The sequence below is a fragment of the Luteibacter sp. genome, from assembly GCF_036500425.1.
GTDB lineage: Bacteria > Pseudomonadota > Gammaproteobacteria > Xanthomonadales > Rhodanobacteraceae > Luteibacter.
The window spans coordinates 1-19,156 of sequence record NZ_DASYCB010000060.1; the positions used below are offsets into that span (position 1 = coordinate 1).

The 19,156-nt window shown below is 65.1% G+C and carries 21 protein-coding genes and 1 tRNA gene; 8 read left to right on the top strand and 14 right to left on the bottom strand.

The annotated features are described in order from the left end of the window. Positions 1-73: 73 nt before the first annotated feature. The gene (locus VGN46_RS15240; RefSeq protein WP_331644691.1) at positions 74-1,579 is read right to left on the bottom strand and encodes a peptide MFS transporter; all 1,506 of its coding nucleotides are present in this window, start codon (positions 1,577-1,579) and stop codon (positions 74-76) included. A gap of 154 nt (positions 1,580-1,733) precedes the next feature. Next, positions 1,734-2,582: a tryptophan 2,3-dioxygenase gene (locus VGN46_RS15245; protein ID WP_331644693.1), complete on the bottom strand. Its 849-nt coding sequence runs from the start codon at positions 2,580-2,582 to the stop codon at positions 1,734-1,736. A gap of 223 nt (positions 2,583-2,805) precedes the next feature. Between VGN46_RS15245 and pdhA the strand changes: the two genes are divergently transcribed. The 4 genes from pdhA (at position 2,806) to VGN46_RS15265 (ending at position 6,943) form a co-directional block, all read left to right on the top strand. After that, positions 2,806-3,885, top strand: coding sequence for a pyruvate dehydrogenase (acetyl-transferring) E1 component subunit alpha (pdhA, locus tag VGN46_RS15250; RefSeq protein WP_331644695.1), 1,080 nt, complete (start codon positions 2,806-2,808; stop codon positions 3,883-3,885). Between the two features lie 12 nt (positions 3,886-3,897). After that, positions 3,898-4,878, top strand: coding sequence for an alpha-ketoacid dehydrogenase subunit beta (locus VGN46_RS15255; protein ID WP_045828010.1), 981 nt, complete (start codon positions 3,898-3,900; stop codon positions 4,876-4,878). A 13-nt stretch (positions 4,879-4,891) separates the two neighbouring features. Then, entirely contained in the window at positions 4,892-6,271 is a 1,380-nt protein-coding gene (locus tag VGN46_RS15260; RefSeq protein ID WP_331644698.1) for a dihydrolipoamide acetyltransferase family protein, read from the top strand. A gap of 201 nt (positions 6,272-6,472) precedes the next feature. Beyond that, positions 6,473-6,943, top strand: coding sequence for a DUF1456 family protein (locus VGN46_RS15265; RefSeq protein WP_331644969.1), 471 nt, complete (start codon positions 6,473-6,475; stop codon positions 6,941-6,943). A gap of 75 nt (positions 6,944-7,018) precedes the next feature. Here VGN46_RS15265 and VGN46_RS15270 read toward each other — a convergent pair whose 3' ends face one another. The 4 genes from VGN46_RS15270 to VGN46_RS15285 all read right to left on the bottom strand — a co-directional run bounded on the left by VGN46_RS15270 (position 7,019) and on the right by VGN46_RS15285 (position 10,231). Then, entirely contained in the window at positions 7,019-7,345 is a 327-nt protein-coding gene (locus VGN46_RS15270; protein WP_331644700.1) for a hypothetical protein, read from the bottom strand. Positions 7,346-7,351: 6 nt separating this feature from the next. Next, complete coding sequence (locus tag VGN46_RS15275) at positions 7,352-8,719, bottom strand: tryptophan--tRNA ligase (protein WP_331644702.1); 1,368 nt, start codon at positions 8,717-8,719, stop codon at positions 7,352-7,354. A gap of 209 nt (positions 8,720-8,928) precedes the next feature. Next, positions 8,929-9,849 carry an arginase gene (gene rocF / locus VGN46_RS15280; protein WP_331644704.1) on the bottom strand — a complete coding sequence of 307 codons (921 nt, stop codon included), beginning with the start codon at positions 9,847-9,849 and terminating at the stop codon, positions 8,929-8,931. A 10-nt stretch (positions 9,850-9,859) separates the two neighbouring features. Beyond that, on the bottom strand, positions 9,860-10,231 hold the full coding sequence (locus VGN46_RS15285; RefSeq protein WP_331644971.1) for a rhodanese-like domain-containing protein: 372 nt from the start codon (positions 10,229-10,231) through the stop codon (positions 9,860-9,862). A gap of 428 nt (positions 10,232-10,659) precedes the next feature. Here VGN46_RS15285 and VGN46_RS15290 point away from each other — a divergent pair, with 428 nt between their 5' ends. Further along, positions 10,660-10,872, top strand: coding sequence for a DUF4258 domain-containing protein (locus VGN46_RS15290; protein WP_331644973.1), 213 nt, complete (start codon positions 10,660-10,662; stop codon positions 10,870-10,872). A 2-nt stretch (positions 10,873-10,874) separates the two neighbouring features. Continuing rightward, positions 10,875-11,315 carry a helix-turn-helix domain-containing protein gene (locus tag VGN46_RS15295; protein WP_331644706.1) on the top strand — a complete coding sequence of 147 codons (441 nt, stop codon included), beginning with the start codon at positions 10,875-10,877 and terminating at the stop codon, positions 11,313-11,315. A 149-nt stretch (positions 11,316-11,464) separates the two neighbouring features. Here the strand turns inward: VGN46_RS15295 and VGN46_RS15300 are convergent. The 4 genes from VGN46_RS15300 to VGN46_RS15315 form a co-directional block, all read right to left on the bottom strand. Further along, positions 11,465-11,540 (bottom strand) — tRNA-Thr (locus VGN46_RS15300). A gap of 16 nt (positions 11,541-11,556) precedes the next feature. Continuing rightward, a complete protein-coding gene (locus tag VGN46_RS15305; protein WP_331644708.1) occupies positions 11,557-12,372 on the bottom strand; it encodes an SPOR domain-containing protein in 816 nt (271 codons plus the stop codon). A 65-nt stretch (positions 12,373-12,437) separates the two neighbouring features. After that, entirely contained in the window at positions 12,438-13,196 is a 759-nt protein-coding gene (locus VGN46_RS15310) for a type III pantothenate kinase (protein WP_331644710.1), read from the bottom strand. After that, a complete protein-coding gene (locus VGN46_RS15315; protein ID WP_331644711.1) occupies positions 13,193-14,173 on the bottom strand; it encodes a biotin--[acetyl-CoA-carboxylase] ligase in 981 nt (326 codons plus the stop codon). The genes VGN46_RS15310 and VGN46_RS15315 overlap by 4 nt, the downstream gene beginning before the upstream one ends. 198 nt (positions 14,174-14,371) lie before the next feature. Here VGN46_RS15315 and VGN46_RS15320 point away from each other — a divergent pair, with 198 nt between their 5' ends. Continuing rightward, positions 14,372-14,722 carry a hypothetical protein gene (locus VGN46_RS15320; RefSeq protein ID WP_331644713.1) on the top strand — a complete coding sequence of 117 codons (351 nt, stop codon included), beginning with the start codon at positions 14,372-14,374 and terminating at the stop codon, positions 14,720-14,722. 23 nt (positions 14,723-14,745) lie between these two features. Further along, a complete protein-coding gene (locus VGN46_RS15325; protein ID WP_331644975.1) occupies positions 14,746-15,492 on the top strand; it encodes a M90 family metallopeptidase in 747 nt (248 codons plus the stop codon). Here VGN46_RS15325 and VGN46_RS15330 read toward each other — a convergent pair. The 4 genes from VGN46_RS15330 to dusA all read right to left on the bottom strand — a co-directional run bounded on the left by VGN46_RS15330 (position 15,489) and on the right by dusA (position 18,959). Then, entirely contained in the window at positions 15,489-16,877 is a 1,389-nt protein-coding gene (locus VGN46_RS15330) for an ATP-binding protein (protein WP_331644715.1), read from the bottom strand. The genes VGN46_RS15325 and VGN46_RS15330 overlap by 4 nt on opposite strands. A gap of 54 nt (positions 16,878-16,931) precedes the next feature. Next, positions 16,932-17,624: a response regulator transcription factor gene (locus VGN46_RS15335; protein WP_331644717.1), complete on the bottom strand. Its 693-nt coding sequence runs from the start codon at positions 17,622-17,624 to the stop codon at positions 16,932-16,934. Then, positions 17,624-17,911 carry a PepSY domain-containing protein gene (locus VGN46_RS15340; protein ID WP_247332988.1) on the bottom strand — a complete coding sequence of 96 codons (288 nt, stop codon included), beginning with the start codon at positions 17,909-17,911 and terminating at the stop codon, positions 17,624-17,626. The genes VGN46_RS15335 and VGN46_RS15340 overlap by 1 nt, the downstream gene beginning before the upstream one ends. Positions 17,912-17,978: 67 nt before the next feature. After that, entirely contained in the window at positions 17,979-18,959 is a 981-nt protein-coding gene (dusA, locus tag VGN46_RS15345) for a tRNA dihydrouridine(20/20a) synthase DusA (protein WP_331644720.1), read from the bottom strand. Positions 18,960-19,156 lie beyond the last annotated feature (197 nt).

Genomic DNA, 19,156 nt, shown 5'->3' on the forward strand with positions numbered 1-19,156 from the left:
TTGCGCGCGATGGGTGCTTGCCGCAGACCCCATCGCGCGCAAGCGCGCTCCCACAATTGTTTTTTGGGGGGCGTTACTTGATCCCGTGCATCAGCTTGTTGATCAGCGGTGCGATCAGGAACAGGACCACGCCGGCGCCGAGCAGCAGCTCGAAGCTGAAGGTGAAGCCTGAGAGCGCCGAACTCACCGTCATGCCGCTTTCGCCGCTGATGTGGCCCGCCAGCAGGCCGGAGAGGTTGTTGCCGATGGCGGTGGAGAGGAACCAGCCGCCCATGGCCAGGCCGACCACACGGATCGGAGCCAGCTTGGTCACCATGGAAAGACCGATCGGCGACAGGCACAGCTCACCGATGGTCTGCGCCACGTAGCAGGCTGCCAGCGGCCAGAACGGGATGAGGCCGCGGCCATCCACCAGGCTCTTCAGCGCGAACATCAGCACAAGGAAACCCATGCCGTTAAACAGCAGGCCGAGCCCAAACTTGCGCGGGATCGACGGCTCCGCGCGCATCTTAGCCAGCATGCCCCAGGCCAGGGCCACGATGGGGGCAAACACGAGGATGGCCGCGGAGTTCACCGACTGGAACCAGCCGGTGGGGAACTCCCAGCCGAACATCTGGCGATCGACGATGTTCTGGGCAAGGAAGTTGAACGAGCTGCCGGCCTGTTCAAAGAACATCCAGAACAGCACGTTGAACGCGAACAGCACCAGCATGGCGATAACACGATGGATCTGGATGGTGTCGTGGCGCACGGCCTCCAACACGAGCATGACGGCGACGCCGACAAACAGCACGCCAAGCAACCACGCGATGACGATGGCGCCAGCCTTGGCCATCAGCAGGTAGACCAGCGGCACGGCGATCACGATGCCAATGATGACCGCGAGCAGGCTCTTGCCCTCGTGGCGCTCAGGCGGCGGGACGCCCACGCCCTTCAGCTGACGCTTGCCGATCAGGAACCAGATGAAGCAGATGATCATGCCGATGCCGGTCGATGCGAACACCGCGCGGTAGTTCTGCTGCAGCGGCGTATCGGTCAGCACCGAGGCGACCCAGCCGGTCAGCAGCGGGGCCAGGAAGCCGCCCAGGTTGATACCCATGTAGAAGATGGTGAAGCCGCGATCGCGTCGATCATCGCCCACCGGATAGATCTGCCCGACCAGCGAGGAAATGTTCGGCTTGAACAAACCGTTGCCGACGATGACCGTGGCGAGACCGGCCAGGAACACATCCTGCTGGGGCACCATCACCAAGAACAGGCCAAGGCCCATCACGGCGGCGCCCACCAGGATCGAGCGCTGGTAACCGAGCACCCGGTCGGCGACGTAGCCGCCAAAGATCGCCGAGGCATACACCAGCGCGAGGTACGCGCCGTAGGTGCGGCTGGCATAACCCTGGCCCGACGCATCGCCGTTGAAGAACTCGGCGACGATGTACAGCGTGAGCGCCCAGCGCATGCCATAGAAGGCAAAGCGCTCCCAGAACTCGGTCATGAACAGCATCCACAGTGGACGCGGGTGGCCCATGGTCTGCGCGTAGTCGGGCACGGGGCGTGCCTGGGCGGGGGCGGTCGAAGTCATGGCTTCCCTTAGCGTGGATCGATGAGGGTGTTTAGCTGGACCGGCCCGCCCCGTCAATTCTTATGCCCTCTGGCCCCCTCACCCTGTAGGAGCGCGCTTGCGCGCGATGGGGGTTGAGGCAAGCACCTATCGCGTGCAAGCGCGCTCCTACAGATCAGGTACCGAGCAGGGTGCGGACTTCGATGAGCTCGGGGAAGAAGCTCTGCTCAAGGGCCTTGCGCAGGAAGGCCACGCCGGAGGAACCGCCCGTGCCAGGCTTGAAGCCGATGATCCGCTCCACGGTTTTCATATGGCGGAAGCGCCAGAGCTGGAAGTTCTCTTCGATATCGACCAGCAACTCACTGAGATGATACTCAGACCAGTACGCGCCCGTATCTTCATAAATACGCTTGAGAATCGGCAGCAACGCCGGCTGGCTTTGCCAGGGCTGGGTGACATCGCGCTCGAGCAGGTCCATCGGCACCGGATGGCCGCGGCGGGCGAGGAAGCGCAGGTACTCGTCGTAAAGGCCCGGCGCCTCGTAAACCGCCTTCAGCCGCGCGTGCGCCTGCGGGTCGTGCTCGAACACCCGCAACATATCGCCGAGCTTATTACCCAGCAGGAATTCCACCACCCGGTACTGCAGGGACTGGAAGCCCGACGACGGGCCAAGGACGTCGCGGAACTGCAGGTATTCGGCCGGGGTGAGCGTTTCCAGCACGCCCCACTGTTCGTAAAGCTGGCGCTGGATCTGCTTGACCCGGGCAAGCACTTTCTGGGTCCCGCCAAGGTCATCGGCGCGGAGGCGCGCCAGGGCTGCATCCAGCTCGTGGATCATCAGCTTCAGCCACAGCTCGGAGGTCTGGTGCTGGATGATGAACAGCATTTCGTCGTGGTGCTGGGGCTCGCTCAGCGGATGCTGCGCAGATAGCACCTGGTCAAGGCGGAGGTACGAGCCGTAGGTCACCCGCCCTTCCAGGTCGGTCTGGATGCCGGGTTCGAGGTCGCGCTGGGGGTGGGCCATGAGTGCCTTCACATCATCGGTGGATAGCGTGGGAACCGCGCCACTGAGCCATTTCTAAGCCATTAACGGCCCGGGCCATGCTGCGGCGTGCCTTGCCGCGCCATAATACCCCTGATATCTAGTCCGGCTCGCAAGACCTGAAGAGCTGTTCGCGCCCCGCTGGATGGGCCCGTCCGCTTCCCCATCGTGCGTGTCGTTTCTAACCTTCCCCTGGGAGCGAGTCGTGTCCGTCGCCGCCAAGTTTGAAATTGAATACCTGCAGTACCTTGACCAGGATGGCAAGGAAACCGGCAAGGAGATGCCCGCATTCGCCAAGGACCTCGACCACATGGTCGAGCTCTACAAGCTGATGGTCTCCACCCGCGTGTTCGACGCCAAGTCCATCGCCCTGCAGCGTACCGGCAAGCTCGGCACGTATGCCTCGTGCCTGGGCCATGAGGCTGCGCACGTGGGTATCGGCAGCGCCATGCGCCGCGAAGATTCGCTGGCGGTCTCCTACCGCGAGTACGGCGCCCAGTTGTACCGTGGCGTGAAGCCGCGCGAGGTCTACACCTACTGGGGTGGCGACGAGCGCGGCAACGACTTCAAGGACGCCCCGGCGCACGATTTTGCCTGGTGCGTGCCGATCGGCACCCAGTGCCTGCACGCCGCCGGTTCGGCGCTGGCCTTCAAGATCCGCAAGGAGCCGCGCGTGGCCGTGTGCACCATCGGTGATGGTGGCTCATCCAAGGGCGACTTCTACGGCGCGATCAACGTCACCGGCGCGCAGAACCTGCCGCTGGTCGCCGTGATCGTGAACAACCAGTGGGCCATCTCGGTCCCGCGCCGCATCCAGAGCGGCTCCGGCACGCTGGCCCAGAAGGGCATCGCGGCTGGCCTGTTCTGCATCCAGGTCGACGGCAACGACATCATCGCCGTGCGCAAGGCCATGGAAGACGCGCTCGAGCGCGCCCGTTCCGGCCAGGGTGGCTCGGTGATCGAAGCGGTGACCTACCGCCTCGGCGACCACACCACCGCCGACGATGCCCGCCGTTACCGCGGCGAGCAGGAAGTAAAGGACGCCTGGGAACGTGACCCGGTGCCGCGCCTGCGCAAGTGGCTCGAAGCCAAGGGCAAGTGGGACGACGCGAAGGAAGAGGCCTGGAAGGCCGAGTGCGACGACTGGATGGATAACGAGGTGAACGCGTACCTGGAGACGAAGAACCAGCCGGCAACGGCGATGTTCGACTATCTGTACGCCGAAGTCCCGGCCGACCTCGAAGCGCAGCGTGAGCTCGTCGCTTCCCTCGATCGCAAGTCGTAAGGAGCCCTTCCCATGGCACAAATCACTCTTATTGAAGCGGTGACCCAGGCGCTTGCCTACGAGATGCGCAACGACGATAGCGTCGTGGTGCTCGGCGAAGACGTTGGCGTCAACGGTGGCGTGTTCCGCGCTACCCAGGGCCTGCAGGAACAGTTCGGCGAAGAGCGCGTCATCGACACGCCGCTGGATGAAGGCACCATCGCCGGCCTGACCATCGGTCTTGCCGTGCAGGGCATGAAGCCGGTCGCCGAAGCGCAGTTCGAAGGCTTCATCTACCCGATGATGGAGCACATCGCCTGCCACGCCGCTCGCATGCGCAACCGCACACGTGGCCGCATGACCGTGCCGGCCGTGTGGCGCGCCCCGTGGGGCGGCGGTATTCGTGCGCCGGAGCATCACTCCGAGGCGAACGAGCACCTGTTCACCAACATCCCCGGCCTGCGCGTGGTCATGCCGTCGTCGCCGGCGCGTGCCTACGGCCTGCTGCTCGCCGCCATCCGCGACCCGGATCCGGTGATCTTCTTCGAGCCGAAGCGCATCTACCGCCAGTACAAGGAAGAAGTGCCCGATGACGGCGAGGCACTGCCGCTCGACGTCTGCTTCGTCCTGCGCGACGGCACCGACGTTACCCTGGTCACCTGGGGTGCGCAGGTCAAGGAATGCCTTGAAGCCGCCGACGAACTCGCCCAGCAGGGCATCAGCGCCGAAGTCATCGACGTCGCCACGCTGACCCCGCTCGATTTCGACACGATCGCCGAATCGGTCACCAAGACCGGCCGTTGCGTCATTGTGCACGAGGCCCCGAAGACCGCCGGCTTCGGTGCGGAAATCGCTGCCCGCCTGTCGGAAGAATGCCTGTACAGCCTGCTCGCGCCGGTCGAGCGCGTCACCGGCTTCGATACGCACATCCCGCTGTTCCGCCTGGAAATGAAGTACCTGCCCAGCGTCGAACGCATCGTCGAAGCCGCCCAGCGCACGCTGGCTGCCTCCTGAGGAACCTCTAGACATGGCCGATATCAAGACCTTTTTCCTGCCGGACCTCGGCGAGGGCCTGCCCGACGCGACCGTCGTCGAATGGCACGTCAAGGAAGGCGACACGATCAAGCTCGACGCCCCGCTGGTGTCGATGGAAACCGCGAAGGCCGTCGTCGACGTGCCCTCGCCCTACTCCGGCACCGTGAAGAAGCTGCACGGTGGCGTGGGTGACATCATCGAAACCGGCGCCGCGCTGGCCGATTTCGAGATCGACCCGAACGCGCGCCAGCGCGCCGAAGCCGAGTCGACGGGCCACCACCACGGCCCGAAGAAGGGCGTCGGCTCGCCGGCTGCTGACGATCCGTCGAAGGTCGTCGCTTCCGACGACGGCGGCGAGATCGATCCGCCGAAGGCCGATCGCGAGGACGAAGGCACCGTGGTCGGCGCCATGGTCAGCGGCAATGCCGTGCACACCGAGCAGGTCTCGAGCGCAGGTGGCGTCAAGGCTGTGCCGGCCGTGCGCGCTGCTGCCAAGAAACTCAAGGTCGATCTGGCCCGCGTGCAGGCGACCGGCGCCGGTGGTGTCATCACCATGGCCGACGTGAAGAACGCCGCTGCCAACGGCAGCGCTGCGCTTGGCGCCGCCCCGGTGCGTTCCGCCGCCGCCCAGCACCTCGCACCGTCGCTGCCAGAGCCGGGTCCCGCCCCGACCCGCACGCCGGTGTCGCTGGCCGGCAAGGCTGTCCGCACCGCGCCCCCGGGCAAGGAAGCGATGGGCCAGCCGGAGCAGCTGAAGGGCGTCCGCCGCAACATGGCGCGCGTCATGGCCGATGCCCACGCCCAGGTCGTGCCGACCACCCTGGTAGACGATGCCGACCTGCACGCATGGATCGGCAAGCAGGACATCACCGCTCGCCTGATCCGCGCGATCGTCGTGGCCTGCAAGACCGTGCCCGCCCTGAACGCCTGGTTCAACGGCAAGGACCTGACCCGCACGCTGCACCCGCACGTGGACATCGGCATCGCCGTGGACACGGACGATGGCCTGTTCGTGCCGGCCCTGCGCAACGCCGATGTGCTCGACGGTGCGGGTATCCGTGCCGCGATCAAGCGCCTGCGTACGTCGGTCGAAGATCGCAGCATCCCGGCCTCGGAGCTCTCGGGCTACACGATCAGCCTGAGCAACTTCGGCATGTTCGCCGGCCGCTACGCCACCCCGGTGGTCGTGCCGCCGACCGTCGCCATCATCGGCGCCGGCAAGCTCAGCCACGATGTGGTCGCCGTCATGGGTGGTATTGAAGTCCACCGCCGCATGCCACTGTCGCTCACTTTCGACCACCGCGCCGCCACCGGCGGTGAGGCTGCGCGCTTCCTGAAGGCGATGATCGACGACCTGGGCCTGCCGAATTAAGGACGGTTGCGGTTTCGCCGCCCTATCTTGATTCACGCGCAGACGCGCCTCTACAAACGCCGCTCCGTACCCACGGGGCGGCGTTTGTTTTTACGCCCCTTGTAGGAGCGCGCTTGCGCGCGATGGGTGCTCGCCGCGACCTGGGATCGCGCGCAAGCGTGCTCCTACAGGGGTTGCGGCATTTGGGGGTATCCTATGCAGATGCTGAACAACGATACCCTGCGTAGCATCCGCTACATGCTCGACCTGGGCGACGTCCACGTCGTCGATATCCTTGCGCTTGGCGGCCACAAGGCCACCCGTGAAGAGGTCGAGGCCTGGCTGAAGAAGGACGAGGAAGATCCCGGCTTCGTCGCCATGCCCGACGTGGTCATGGCGCATTTCCTCGATGGCCTGATCATCCACCGTCGCGGCCGCGACGAAAGCCAGCCGGCCCGTCCGGTCGAAACCCGGATCAACAACAACACCGTGCTGAAGAAGCTGCGCGTAGCCTTCGAACTGAAGGAAGACGACATCATCGCGATCATGGCCGACGCCGGTTTCCGCGTCTCCAAGGGCGAAGTGAACGCCCTCTTCCGCCAGCCCAAGCACAGCAACTTCCGCACCTGCGGCGACCAGTTCCTGCGTAACTTCCTCAAAGGCCTGACGCAGCGCCTGCGCGGCGCCAAATAGCCCGCCGCTCCTGTAGGAGCGCGCTTGCGCGCGATAGGTGCTCGCTGTAACCGTGGTTCGCGCGCAAGCGCGCTCCTACAAGGCGCGGCGTTTCCAGATGAGCTGGCGGATGATCAGGGCTGCCGCCAGCACCGCCACGAAAGCACCGTAGCCATAAAGCGCTGGCACGACCTGCTGCCAGATTGCCCCGCTTTTCGGACCGAACTGATCGGCTGCGGGCAACTCCACCTCGTCATACGCCATAAGCGCGGCCTGGATTGACAGGATGATCGACCCCACCAGCGCCAGCGCATCGAAGGCGCGCCGCGCGGCGGTGCGCGGCAGCGTCTTCGGGTAGGCCCAATAGGCCCAGCCAAGCACGATGAGCCATGGCACCAGCAGCATCAGTGCGAGGTAGCGCATGGCCTGTTATTCCTGGTCGGCAGCGAGCGCGTCGAGGGCCGAGCGCAAACGGAGGATGGCAGCCGCGCGGGCTACCTCGTCGGGGTACGGTTGGCCATTCGCGACCAGTGCACCATTCACCAGCAATGCAACGTGGTCGCCCTGCGATTCGAGCACAGCGGAGGCACCACCGATCGTCGACAGTGACTGACGGGCTACACCCGCGGCCTTCGGATCGGCAAACGGCACCGACAGCAGCAGCTCTTCACCATCCGCGCCAAACAGGCGGAAGCGGAAGCTGCCATCGGCCTCGCGGAAACTGGCGAAGCGCGGCGGCTTTGCCTTAGACACAGGCTTCGGAGCCGGCGATTCGGCCTTCACCGCCGGACGGAAGGTGCGCAGGCCGACCGCGTCACGCAGCTGCTCCAGTAGCGGCACGGCGATAGCACGGGCTTTGGCCGCACCGGCAAGGAGGATGTCCTCCATGTCATCCGGGCGCGCCATGAGCACGTCGTAACGCTCGCGCATGGGTGCCACATCGGCTTCGATCCGCTCGAACAGCACCTGCTTCGCTTCACCCCAGCCAATGCCACCGTGCAGTGCATCGGCAAAGGCCGCGGACTCGTGCGGCGTCGCGAAGGCCTTGAAGATGGTGAACAGCGCGGAATCGTCGGTGTCTTTCGGCTCGCCAGGCGCACGCGAGTCGGTGACGATCTTCATGATCGTCTCGCGCAGGGCCTTCGAACCGCCTTCGAACAGCGGGATCGTGTTGTCGTAGCTTTTCGACATCTTACGGCCATCGAGGCCCGGCAAGGTCGCGACCTGCTCCTCGATCTGCACTTCCGGCAGCACGAAGTAATCGCGGCCGTAAATGTGGTTAAAACGCTGCGCGATATCGCGCGCCATCTCGATGTGCTGGATCTGGTCGCGCCCCACCGGCACCTTGTTGGCGTTGAAGGCGAGGATGTCGGCGGCCATCAGCACCGGATACATGTACAGGCCCGCGGTCACGCCGGCATCGGCGTCTTCCTGCTCGGCGATGTTCTTGTCCACGGCCGCCTTATAGGCGTGGGCACGGTTGAGCAGCCCCTTGGCCGTGACACAGGTCAGCAGCCACATCAGCTCCGGCACTTCCGGGATATCCGACTGGCGGTAGATCGTCGCCGTGGTCGGGTCCAGGCCGCCGGCCAGCCAGCTGGCCGTGATCTTCATGCGCGACGCGGCGACGCGCTCGGCATCGTCTGCCTTGATCAGCGCGTGGTAGTCGGCCATGAAGTAGAAGGCATCCACGTTGGGATCCTTGCTGGCGACGATGGCAGGACGGATCGCCCCGGCGTAATTGCCAAGGTGTGGCGTGCCGGTGGTGGTAATGCCGGTAAGGACACGGGTGCGCATGGGAGCCTTATGACGAAACAGACGGAAACCGCCCGAGTGTAGCCCGCGCGCGCGGCCCCGGGCGACCCCACTTGTGAGGCACACCGTCGCAACCCTTGTGCGGGCCCCTCCTGGATCGGGCCTGCGGCGGACCCATCGCGCGCAAGCGTGCTCCCACAGGCCTGCGCAGATCTCGTGTAGGAGCGCGCTTGCGCGCGATCCCGCCCCCCTCACCGCATCAAGGTCGACTTCCCAAACAACGACTCCACCAACTCCACCGCCAGCTTCGCCGTCTGGTTCCGCTTATCGAACGCCGGGTTCAACTCCACGATATCCAGCGACCCCACCCGGCCCGTGTCAGCGATCATCTCCATCACCAGCTGCGCCTCCCGGTAATTCGGGCCGCCGCGCACGGTGGTCCCTACACCCGGCGCAATGCTCGGATCCAGGAAATCGACGTCGAAGCTCACGTGCAGATGGGTATCGTCGTCCACCCCGGCCAGCGCCTCTTCCATCGCCGCCTTGATGCCGATTTCGTCGATATAGCGCATGTCGTAGATGTCGATACCCACTTCGTTGACCAGGCGCTTCTCACCTTCGTCCACGGAACGGATGCCGATCTGGCGGATGACCTCCGGCGAGATGGCGGGAGTGGTCCCGCCGATCTCCGTCAGCTCTTTCGGGCCGTAACCGCACAGGCAAGCCACCGGCATGCCGTGGATGTTGCCCGAGGGGGTGATATCGCTCGTATTGAAGTCGGCGTGGGCATCCAGCCAAAGGACGCGCAGCTTCTTGCCCTTCTCGCGGCAATAGCGCGCCACGGCCGAGATCGAGCCGATCGCCAGGCAATGGTCGCCGCCCAGCATGATCGGCAGGTGGCCGTCGTTGAGTGCGGCGTAGATCGCGTCATGCGTCGCCGTGTTCCACGCCACGGCTTCGCCGATGTGACGGTAGCCGTTGGTCGGCGGCTGCCACGGATTCAGCGGGCCAGTGACATTGCCGTGGTCGACGACGTGCATGCCGCGCTTGGAAAGACGCTCGGCCAGACGGGCGACGCGCAGGGCCTCGGGGCCCATGGAACTGCCGCGGTGGCCGGCGCCGATATCAGTGGGGACGCCAACAAGGGCGACCGAACGGGTGGTTGGGCTCATGGGGTCAGGCTCAGTGATTCGGGCTTTCTTTCACCAGCGGGCGGCCATCGGCGCGCCAGGCATCGGCACTGCCTTCCAGCAGGTGCACGTTGGTGTAGCCCAGGGATTGCAGGGTGTCACGGGCCCGCGCGGCGCGCTTGCCCGATTTGCAGTAGACGACCAGTTCCTGGTCGCGCTTTATGCCGAGGGCGCCATTCCGCGCCGCGACTTCGTCGACGGGCACGTTCAGGGCGCCCGCCAGGTGGCCATCGCGGTATTCCGCCGGGGTGCGGACATCCAGCAACACCGGTGCGTCATGGGCGGCCATGCGGCCAGCCATGGCATCGCGGGAAACGTCCTGGGCCCAGGCCGCGAACGGCAGGGAAAGCAGGGCGCACACCATCGACACGCGGAAATTTCTCATATCGCAAGTTTACACCGGGGCAGGTCACAGCCACGTTGCACTGCGGCAGGGCTGCTCGGGAATACCTCACTCAGGTCGCGGCGCATTCCGACGGGGATTGACGGACAACGCCGACTCTGCGGTGACGGCCCCGTTTGGCCCAATAGGCAGCACACGCACCAGTACCTGTACCCGCCGCCTTCATTCAGACCTTTCTCATCACAGAAGCCGAGTGCGCGAACCCCTACAGGGCGCAGCGAAACGCGCCTACGCGGACCTATAACTTCTATAGGTTACCATTCAACCTGACGGATCCTCTTCATGGACAAAGAACGGATCGTACCCTTCGCCTTTCACCCGCGAAGGCCCTAGCAAAGCTGCGGGCGATCGCAAGTAACCCGTCGAACGTTGAGGTAACCCGGCACGCAATATCCAGGATGGCTGAACGCAACATCACGGACGCCCAAATGCATAGTTGCTTGCGTCGTGGCCATCTAAACGAAACACCAACCGTCAACGATCAAGGCATGTGGAAATTCGGAGTTGAGGTCTATGTTGCCGGTGATCACCTGTCCTGCGCCGTCGTCATCGATCCGCTCAAACCTTCCGTTCTGGTCATAACCGCTTTCTGGATACAGTGAACATGCACCACTACACAATGTGCGGACTCGATAACGTCTGGCTCAGCAATGGCTATCGGTATGGTGAGTCTCCCTACGGGCCGACGGTGGCTATTGCCGATGTGCCTGGCCTGTACAAGGCCATTGCTATGACCCTTGCGACCCAGGCGTCTCCGCTGAGCGGCCCGGAGATCCGATTCTTGCGCAAGCACATGGAGATGTCCCAGGAATCGCTCGCGAGCGTGATCGGAATCGGCGCTCAGTCCGTCGCCATGTGGGAAAAAGGACGAGGTGCCATTCCGATCCCGTCTGAAAAGCTGCTGCGAATGATGGCACTTGGCTTTTGCAACGGCCACGCCACCATTCGCAAAGCGATTGGCGAAATCAACTTTGAGGATGCGGCGGAGCATGCCAAGCGACTGGTATTTCGCGAGCAAGAAAAAAAGTGGCGCAGCGTGGGATGAGGCTAAGCCTTAGCTCATGCCTTGCGTCGCTGAAAGGTCGACCGCATGGCCGCCAAGCGGCCAGTAGAAGCGCCCAGCGCGTCGTACGTCTCATAGCGTCCCCCGATAAAGAAAAAAACCCGCATCACTGCAGGCTTTTTTTACTTCACTGGTGCCGGCACCCGGATTCGAACTGGGGACCTACCGCTTACAAGGCGGTTGCTCTACCAACTGAGCTATGCCGGCGAAGACGGGGAGTTTATCAGAAGCAGCCGGTGGGTCGAGCGGTGGCGCCGGGGGCGCGGATCGCGCGGCGGACGTCGTTGTTCGCGTCGTCCGGGACCACGACGTCCAGCCACCACACCGGCGTGGTTTCGGTCCGCTCGCTCATGCGTGCCGGAAAGCCGGCGGCGATGACTTCGTCGCGGCGCTTGCGGGCATTGGCGGGGTCGTGGAACAAGCCCAGTGCAACGGAGTTCTGCAGCTCGCCCTGGGCCGTGACCACGAAGTAATCCTTGATGCCCTTGGCTTCCAGGCGCTTTGCCTGGGCGAGGGCCTGGTCGCGCGTCGGCTGCGCGGGCAGGAATACCCGCCAGCCGTGTGACTCGCTCGTTTGTTCCTGGCGCTGGCGACTACGGACGGTCCGGGCGGCCAGGGCCGTGCGGGTCGTGCGCAGGTCCACCTGGGTCGCGAACGGGCCCACGGCGAGGCAGCGGTAGCTGCGCTTTGGACTCGTCGGCACCGGTGCCGGCGGTGCGGCCGCCTCTGCGACGGGCTTGGGCGCTTCTTGCACGGTCGCCTGCGGCTTCGCGGCGGTGGTGGCGATCGGCGCAGGCGTCACGGCAACCGGCGCGACAGCGTATGCACTCGGCGCCGAAGCGCTCGGCGCAACGGCGGCCGCCGACGTCGAGGGCGCCGCCACGCTGCTGGCCACCGGCAACTCGGTCAGCAACTTCAGCTCGGGCACGCCCTTGTCCGCGACCTCGACGGCATGCGTGCCGCTTTCACCCAGCAGCAACCACGCGGCCACCGCGATATTGAGGGCGATCAGCAGTACGAACAGCAAACGCAGCAGCATGGTGGCCTTGGCTCGTGATGTGGGCCTGCGCGCGTTCCCCTGTAAGAACCGGCAGCGACTGGATTCTAGGGGATTTCCGTTGCCGCGGCGTACGTCCGGGCCCACACCGCGAGGCCGCGCAGGACGGCGTCCGGCACGATGCTGACGGTGTGCTCCAGCAAGGGCGCCAGCAGTTCGGCATCGCCTCCGCCAAGGGTCACGGCGGGCGCGCCGCCTAGCTGAGGTGCGACGCGGCGCACGAAGCGGTCGACCAATGCCGCGCTGGCCTGCCAGCAACCGGAAGCAAGGCCATCGGCGGTGTTGTCGGCGAGATCACGCACCGCACCGGCCTCATTCGGCCGCACCTGCACTGTCGCGCCGAGCACCGATTGCTGCATCAGCAGCGGCCCAGGCGCGATCCAGCCGCCAAGATGGCGACCTTCGGCATCCAGCGCATCCAGCGTCAGCGCGGTTCCCACGCTGGCGAGCACACAAGGTGCCCTGCCCGCGTCCCACGCAGCGACCATGGCGAGGAAGCGATCAACCCCCAGGCGATGAGGCTCTGCGTAGGCGTTGCGTACCCCACACGCTTCAGAAGGCGTGCGCACCAACAACGGGTCACGACCGAAAGCGCTCCCTGCAGCGACCGCCACGGCCGTTTCTCGCGTGCCATCCACCACCGACGCACCGACGACTCGGTCAGGCCTCGGCCAGGTCGCCCACAACGTGGCCAGTTCATGCGCGATATCCGCGTCCCAGCCAAACGCGCCACGGTGGGTGAAGTCCACACCATCCCACAGCGCGAACTTGAGCCGGGTGTTCCCGAGGTCCAGCAGCAGGATCATGCGCCGTTCCTGCGCACGGAGACTTCCGCGCTATCGACGCTGACCACCTCACCATCCGCACGGCGCACGCGCAGGGCGCCGCGCTCGTCGACGCCTTCGCCCGTGGCGAGGTACTCGCCGCGCGGGTCGATGACTCGCAAGGGCTGTCCCTGCAGAAGGTCGTTGGCGGCGTACTCTTTCGCAAACGCGGCGAAGCCCTGGCGCTCGAACAGGCGCAAGCCCTCCGCCAGCGCGCTGACCACCGCGGCAGCCACCTCATTGCGATCCGGCGGCTGGCCGCCCGTGAGCGCCGCCAGGTCGGTGATCGGCTGGCCCGCCCGTTCGTGCAGGCTGTCTGGCAACCGGATATTCAGGCCGACGCCGATCACGGCAGCGCACGGGCCGGAGTATTCGCCGGAAAGTTCGACCAGGATCCCGGCCAGCTTGGCGTTGCCCGCGAGTACATCATTCGGCCATTTGAGGCCGGCCGTGCGTATGCCGACTTTGTCCAGGGCGCGTAGCAGCATGACCCCGACGGCCAGCGACAACCCGGAGAGCGACGCGAACCCGCTATCGAAGCGCTTCAGCACCGAGAGATACAGGTTCATGCCCGGTGGCGAAAGCCAGGTACGCCCGCGACGGCCACGCCCGGCAGACTGGGTCTCCGCAAGAACGAACGCGAGGTCATCCAGTACCGGATTACGACGGGCCAGCTCACTCGAGGTTGAATCGACTTCCCAATGCATCTCGAGCATGCCGATATACGGCACGATCGCCGGGTCACAGGCCGCACGAATGACGGCCGGATCCAGCAACTGCGTCGGCCACGGCAGGCGATAACCACCGCCCACCTTGGCCTCCACCGGTACGCCCTTCAGGCGCAGGGATTCCATCTGCTTCCAGACGGCGGCGCGGGTGACGCCGGCCTGGCGGGCCAGGGAGGCACCGGACACGGCGTCGCCGCCGGCGAGGGCTTCGAGAAGATCGCGTGCGAGCATGGCTACCGTTGGGCCGTCGTGCGGCCCCTGCCGGGGATGGGGAACGGGGACATGTGACGATTCTAGGGCAGGCGGAAGGTTTTCGCCCGGGTCCCGCGCAGGTCCCTGCCGGGCCGACGAACCACACTGGCGCCCCCGTGAATTTTCTGCGAGGATCGGTTGTCCCCCCGTATTGTCCGGGGGCTTTGGGGTTTACCGATGAACGCCAGACCCTACATCTTCGGATGTCTGTGCCTCGTCGGTGCCACCGGCACCGCCGCCGCTTACGACATCGAGCCCACCTCCGGCCTGTTTTCCATGGGCGGGGCGGCTTCGTCGTCGTTTGAAGGCAGTGGTGGGCGCGCTCAAGGTAGCGCGCCCCATGACAACGGCACCACTGGCGGCGATGTGATGTCGACCCGCCCCGGCAGCGGCAACCATTCAAGCGGTAGCTCCTCGGCATCGACATCTCCGACCGTTGATAGCGACGACGCAAGCCGCGATGGCCCTGCTCCCGTCCGCGCACCGGTCCCCAGCTGGCAGTCGCTGCTCCCGGGGTCCATGCTCTGATCTTTCGCGGTTGGCCGTCGTTCCTGGCGCGTTTTCGTGCGCCTGTACCCCCCAACGATGACATTCGCTGGAAAGAAGCCGTGGCCCGCGTGCCACTGGCCCGGGCGCTCGACGCGCCACGTCTTCACTACCTGCGCCAGTTGGCTGCACTCTTCCTGCATAGCAAACGCTTCCATGCCTTGAATGGCGCCCAGCTCGATCCGTTCTGGCAATTGGTCATCGCGATGCAGGCAAGCCTCCCCGCGCTGCCGCGCGGACCGAAGGCTTTTAAGGGCTGGACTAACGTCCTGGTCTACCCCGGTGAGTTCAACGTGCGGCGCAGCCACCGTGACGCGCACAGCGGCGTGGTGACCGAACGCGACGACACGTTGATCGGTGAAGCGTGGGATCGCGGCCCGATGGTGCTGTCGCTGGCCGATGTCAAGCTCGACATCGAGGCGCCATGGGATGGCATCAACGTCGTGATCCATGAGATGGCACACAAGCTGGATATGCTTTCCGCACCGGCGAATGGCGTGCCACCGCTGCTCTCGGGCATGAACCGGCGCGAATGGATTCGCACGATGCAGTCGGGTTTCGACAAGCTCGTAAAGCAGGTCGAAAACCACCGCGACACCGCGATCGATCCGTACGCGGCCGAAGCGCCTGAAGAGTATTTCGCCGTCACCAGCGAACTGCATTTTTCGCAGCCCGCCGTGCTGCGCCAGGCCGAACCCAAGGTCGCGAAGCTTCTCGCGGATTTCTATGGGCCCTCGCCCACCGCGAGTTAACCCGGCGGGATCGTCACCCGGAAGCGGGAGCCGCCGAGTTCTTCGGACCGGTCGACATGCAACGTGCCCTGGTAGGCCTTGATGATGTCCTGCACGATGGAGAGGCCAATGCCGTGGCCTTGCACGCGCTCGTCGCCACGTACGCCACGCTGGAGGATCTTCTCGATCTTCTCATCCGGAATACCCGGGCCATCGTCTTCCACGATCAGTTCCAGGCCATTGCTGCCGCTCTTGCCGTGGCGAATCGCACGCGCGGTCAGCAACACACGGTGCGAGGCCCACTTGAAGGCGTTCTCGACGAGATTGCCCATCAGCTCCAGCAGATCGCCCTGCTCACCCGGGAAGGCAACGCCATCGTCGAGTTCAAACTCGCAGAGCACGTTCTTCGCCGCGTAGACCTTCTCGAGGCTCTGCACCAGGTCTTCGGCATGACCCGCGATAGGTTCTTCAGACGCAATGGTGCGGCGACCCGACGTGGCCGCGCGCGAAAGCTGGTAGGCGACGATCTCGTCCATCTTGCGCACCTGGTCGAGGATGTCACCACGTAGGCTGCGCGCATCGCCATCGGTTTCCAGCTGCGAACGAATCACCGCAAGAGGCGTCTTCAGGCTATGTGCGAGATCGGCCAGGGTGTCCCGGTAGCGTGAGCGCTGTTCGCGCTCGCTATCGATGAAGGCGTTGAGGCGCCGCGTAAGGACGGTGAGCTCCACCGGATACGGGCCATCGAGATGGTCGCGCGCACCGCGTTCGATATGCGCCAGGTCACCGGATACGCGACGCAGTGGCAGCAGGCTCCAGCGCAGCAGGAACAGCTGGAGCAGCATCAGCATCATGCCGAGCATGGCCAGCCACAGGAACTGTGTGCGACGGTAGGTGGCCACCTGGCGTTCGAACTGGTCTTCGGTCTGCGCGACAGCGAAGGTCAGCGGCACGCTGCGCTTGTCGGTGCTGTCCAACGACACGCCGTAGCTGAAGACATACAGCTTGCCGCTGCGTGTTTCCACCGGCTCGAAGGCGGTCTCGCCCGGCGAAAGCATGCGCACGAAATCAAAATCGCGCCCCAATGCGGATGACGACTCCCAGCGAAAGCCATCGTTGCCCAGGACGATCGCGTAGAGGCCTGAGCCCGGACGCGAAAAGTCGGGATTCGGCTGGCTATCGGGCGTGGTGACCTTGCCCGCGCGGGTGATGTCGGTGCCAGTGATATACGCGATGGCGTAGTTGTGCAGCCGGTCGTGCATGGCCGACAACTCGGAGGCGTAGTTGGCCTTGTTCTGCGCCAGGCCGGTCAGGCCGAGGAAGGCCGCCAGCGCGAAGCCCGTGGCAAGCGCGGCGCGCGCAGCCAGCGACAGGGGGCGGCGTTTGGTCGATGAAGCGTTTTCCATGCTTCGCAATACCCTCGTGGCGGCGCAGCGTCGTGCTACGCCGCCACGATAGTTTTAGTCTTCGTCCGCTTCGTTGCGCGGGATCGCGAAACGGTAGCCGCGGCCGCGTACGGTTTCGATCGGCTTGAGCGCGCTCTCCGGATCGAGCTTGCGGCGCAGGCGGCCGATGAACACTTCGAGCACGTTCGAATCGCGATCGAAATCCTGCTGGTAGATGTGCTCGGTCAGGTCCGCCTTCGAGACCAGCTCGCCGGCGTGGAGCATCAGGTACTCGAGCACCTTGTACTCGTAACTGGTGAGGTCGACCTGGCGGCCTTCAACGGTGACCGTCTGGGCCGTGGTATCGAGCTTGATCGGGCCGCAGGCCAGGATCGGCTTGGACCAGCCGCTGGCGCGACGGACCAGCGCGTTGATGCGCGCCAGCAGTTCCTCGACGTGGAACGGCTTGACCAGGTAATCGTCGGCGCCGTGCTTGAGCCCTTCGACCTTGTCTTGCCAGCTACCACGCGCGGTGAGAATCAGGATCGGGTAGCGCTGGCCGTGCTCACGCAGGGCCTTGACCAGATCCATGCCAGAGAGCTTGGGCAGGCCCAGGTCGATGATGGCCAGGTCGAACGGCACTTCGCGGCCCAGATACAGGCCTTCTTCGCCATCCTGGGCGGCATCGACGGCGAAGCCATCACGCTTCAGGCGCGCAGCGAGGGTCTCGCGCAGCGGGGCCTCGTCCTCAACGAGCAGGATTCGCATTAATGTCTCTCCTTGGTATCCCCGGCGGTGGCATCCAGGGGTTTGGCGGTTTCGGTTCGAAGGGGCACCACTTTCACGTGCCCATCCAGGGTGAGGACCTTGACCCGGTATTCGGTGATCCGGCCGCGCTCGACAAGGCGGGTATCCGCCGAAAGCACCTTCCCCCCGGTATCTTTCTGCACCTTGGCCACCGCCTGCTCCAGCGTCATCGACTGCTGGGCCAGGGCGGCAAAGGGTGCGCCGGCACAGATGGCGGCGAAAATTAGCGGGCGGAACGTGATTTTCATGTCAGGCGCGGTGTCATGCGGATGGCCGATCATGCCGATGGCCGCCCCGCCTGAAGCTGAACGAAACTTAGGCCGCCCGGCGCAGGGGTGCCATGGCCGCCTCGATCAAGGCCCAATCGGCGCCGGCAAGGTGGGCGCCCTCGGACAGCTGGCGGCGGAAACCGCGCGCACCCGGCTCACCCTGGTAGAGACCGAGGATGTGCCGGGTGATGTGCTTCAGCGCCGTGCCGCGGGCCAGTTCGGCCTCGATATAGATACGCATGCGCTCCAGGACGTCGTTGCGATCGGCCATTGGGGCGCCATAGAGGGCCGTTTCCAGTTGGGCCAGGACGAACGGGTCGTGGTACGCCGCGCGTCCCAGCATCACGCCATCGACATGGGCCAGATGCTCCTGGACCGCCTCGACCGTGGTGATGCCGCCATTGATGACGATGGTGAGGTCCGGGAATTCCTTCTTCAGCCGGTAGACCCGGCCGTAGTCGAGCGGCGGGATCTCCCGATTCTCCTTGGGGCTAAGGCCTTCCAGCCAGGCCTTGCGGGCATGGACGACGAGGATCTTCACCCCCGCCTGGATCATGACCTGGGTGAAATGCTGGAGGTCGGCGTACTCGTCCTGGTCATCCACCCCGATCCGGCACTTCACGGTCACGGGGACATCCACCACCTCGGCCATGGCCCGGACGCACTCGCCCACGAGCTCCGGCTCACGCATCAGGCAGGCGCCGAACTTACCGGACTGGACCCGATCGGACGGGCAGCCGACATTGAGGTTGATCTCGTCATACCCCGCCCGCGCACCGAGGACCGCCGCCCTGGTGAGCTCAACCGGATCGCTGCCACCCAACTGCAGGGCGACCGGGTGCTCCTCATGGCTGTGCTCCAGCAGGCGGATCTGTCCGCCGCGGACCAGCGCGGCGCTGGTCACCATCTCGGTATACAGACGGGCATGCGGCGACAGTAGACGGTGGAAGTACCGGCAATGCCGGTCTGTCCAGTCCATCATGGGGGCTACGGTGAGGCGAAAGGCCGAGGGGTCAATGGGTTGCATCCCCGCATTTTAGCAACCCCCGTGGAAATCCGCGCCCGCCCCTGTCGTAGTGCGCTTGCGCTGACCCTTCCATGCATCAGGCGACCAGTCCGCTGACTGGCCGGCGCCATCATGCCGCAACCCAGGCATCCACACGATAGGCCAGCCCCATGGACTTCCGCAGAAACTTGCAGGCACCATGGCGCGGGGGATCCATC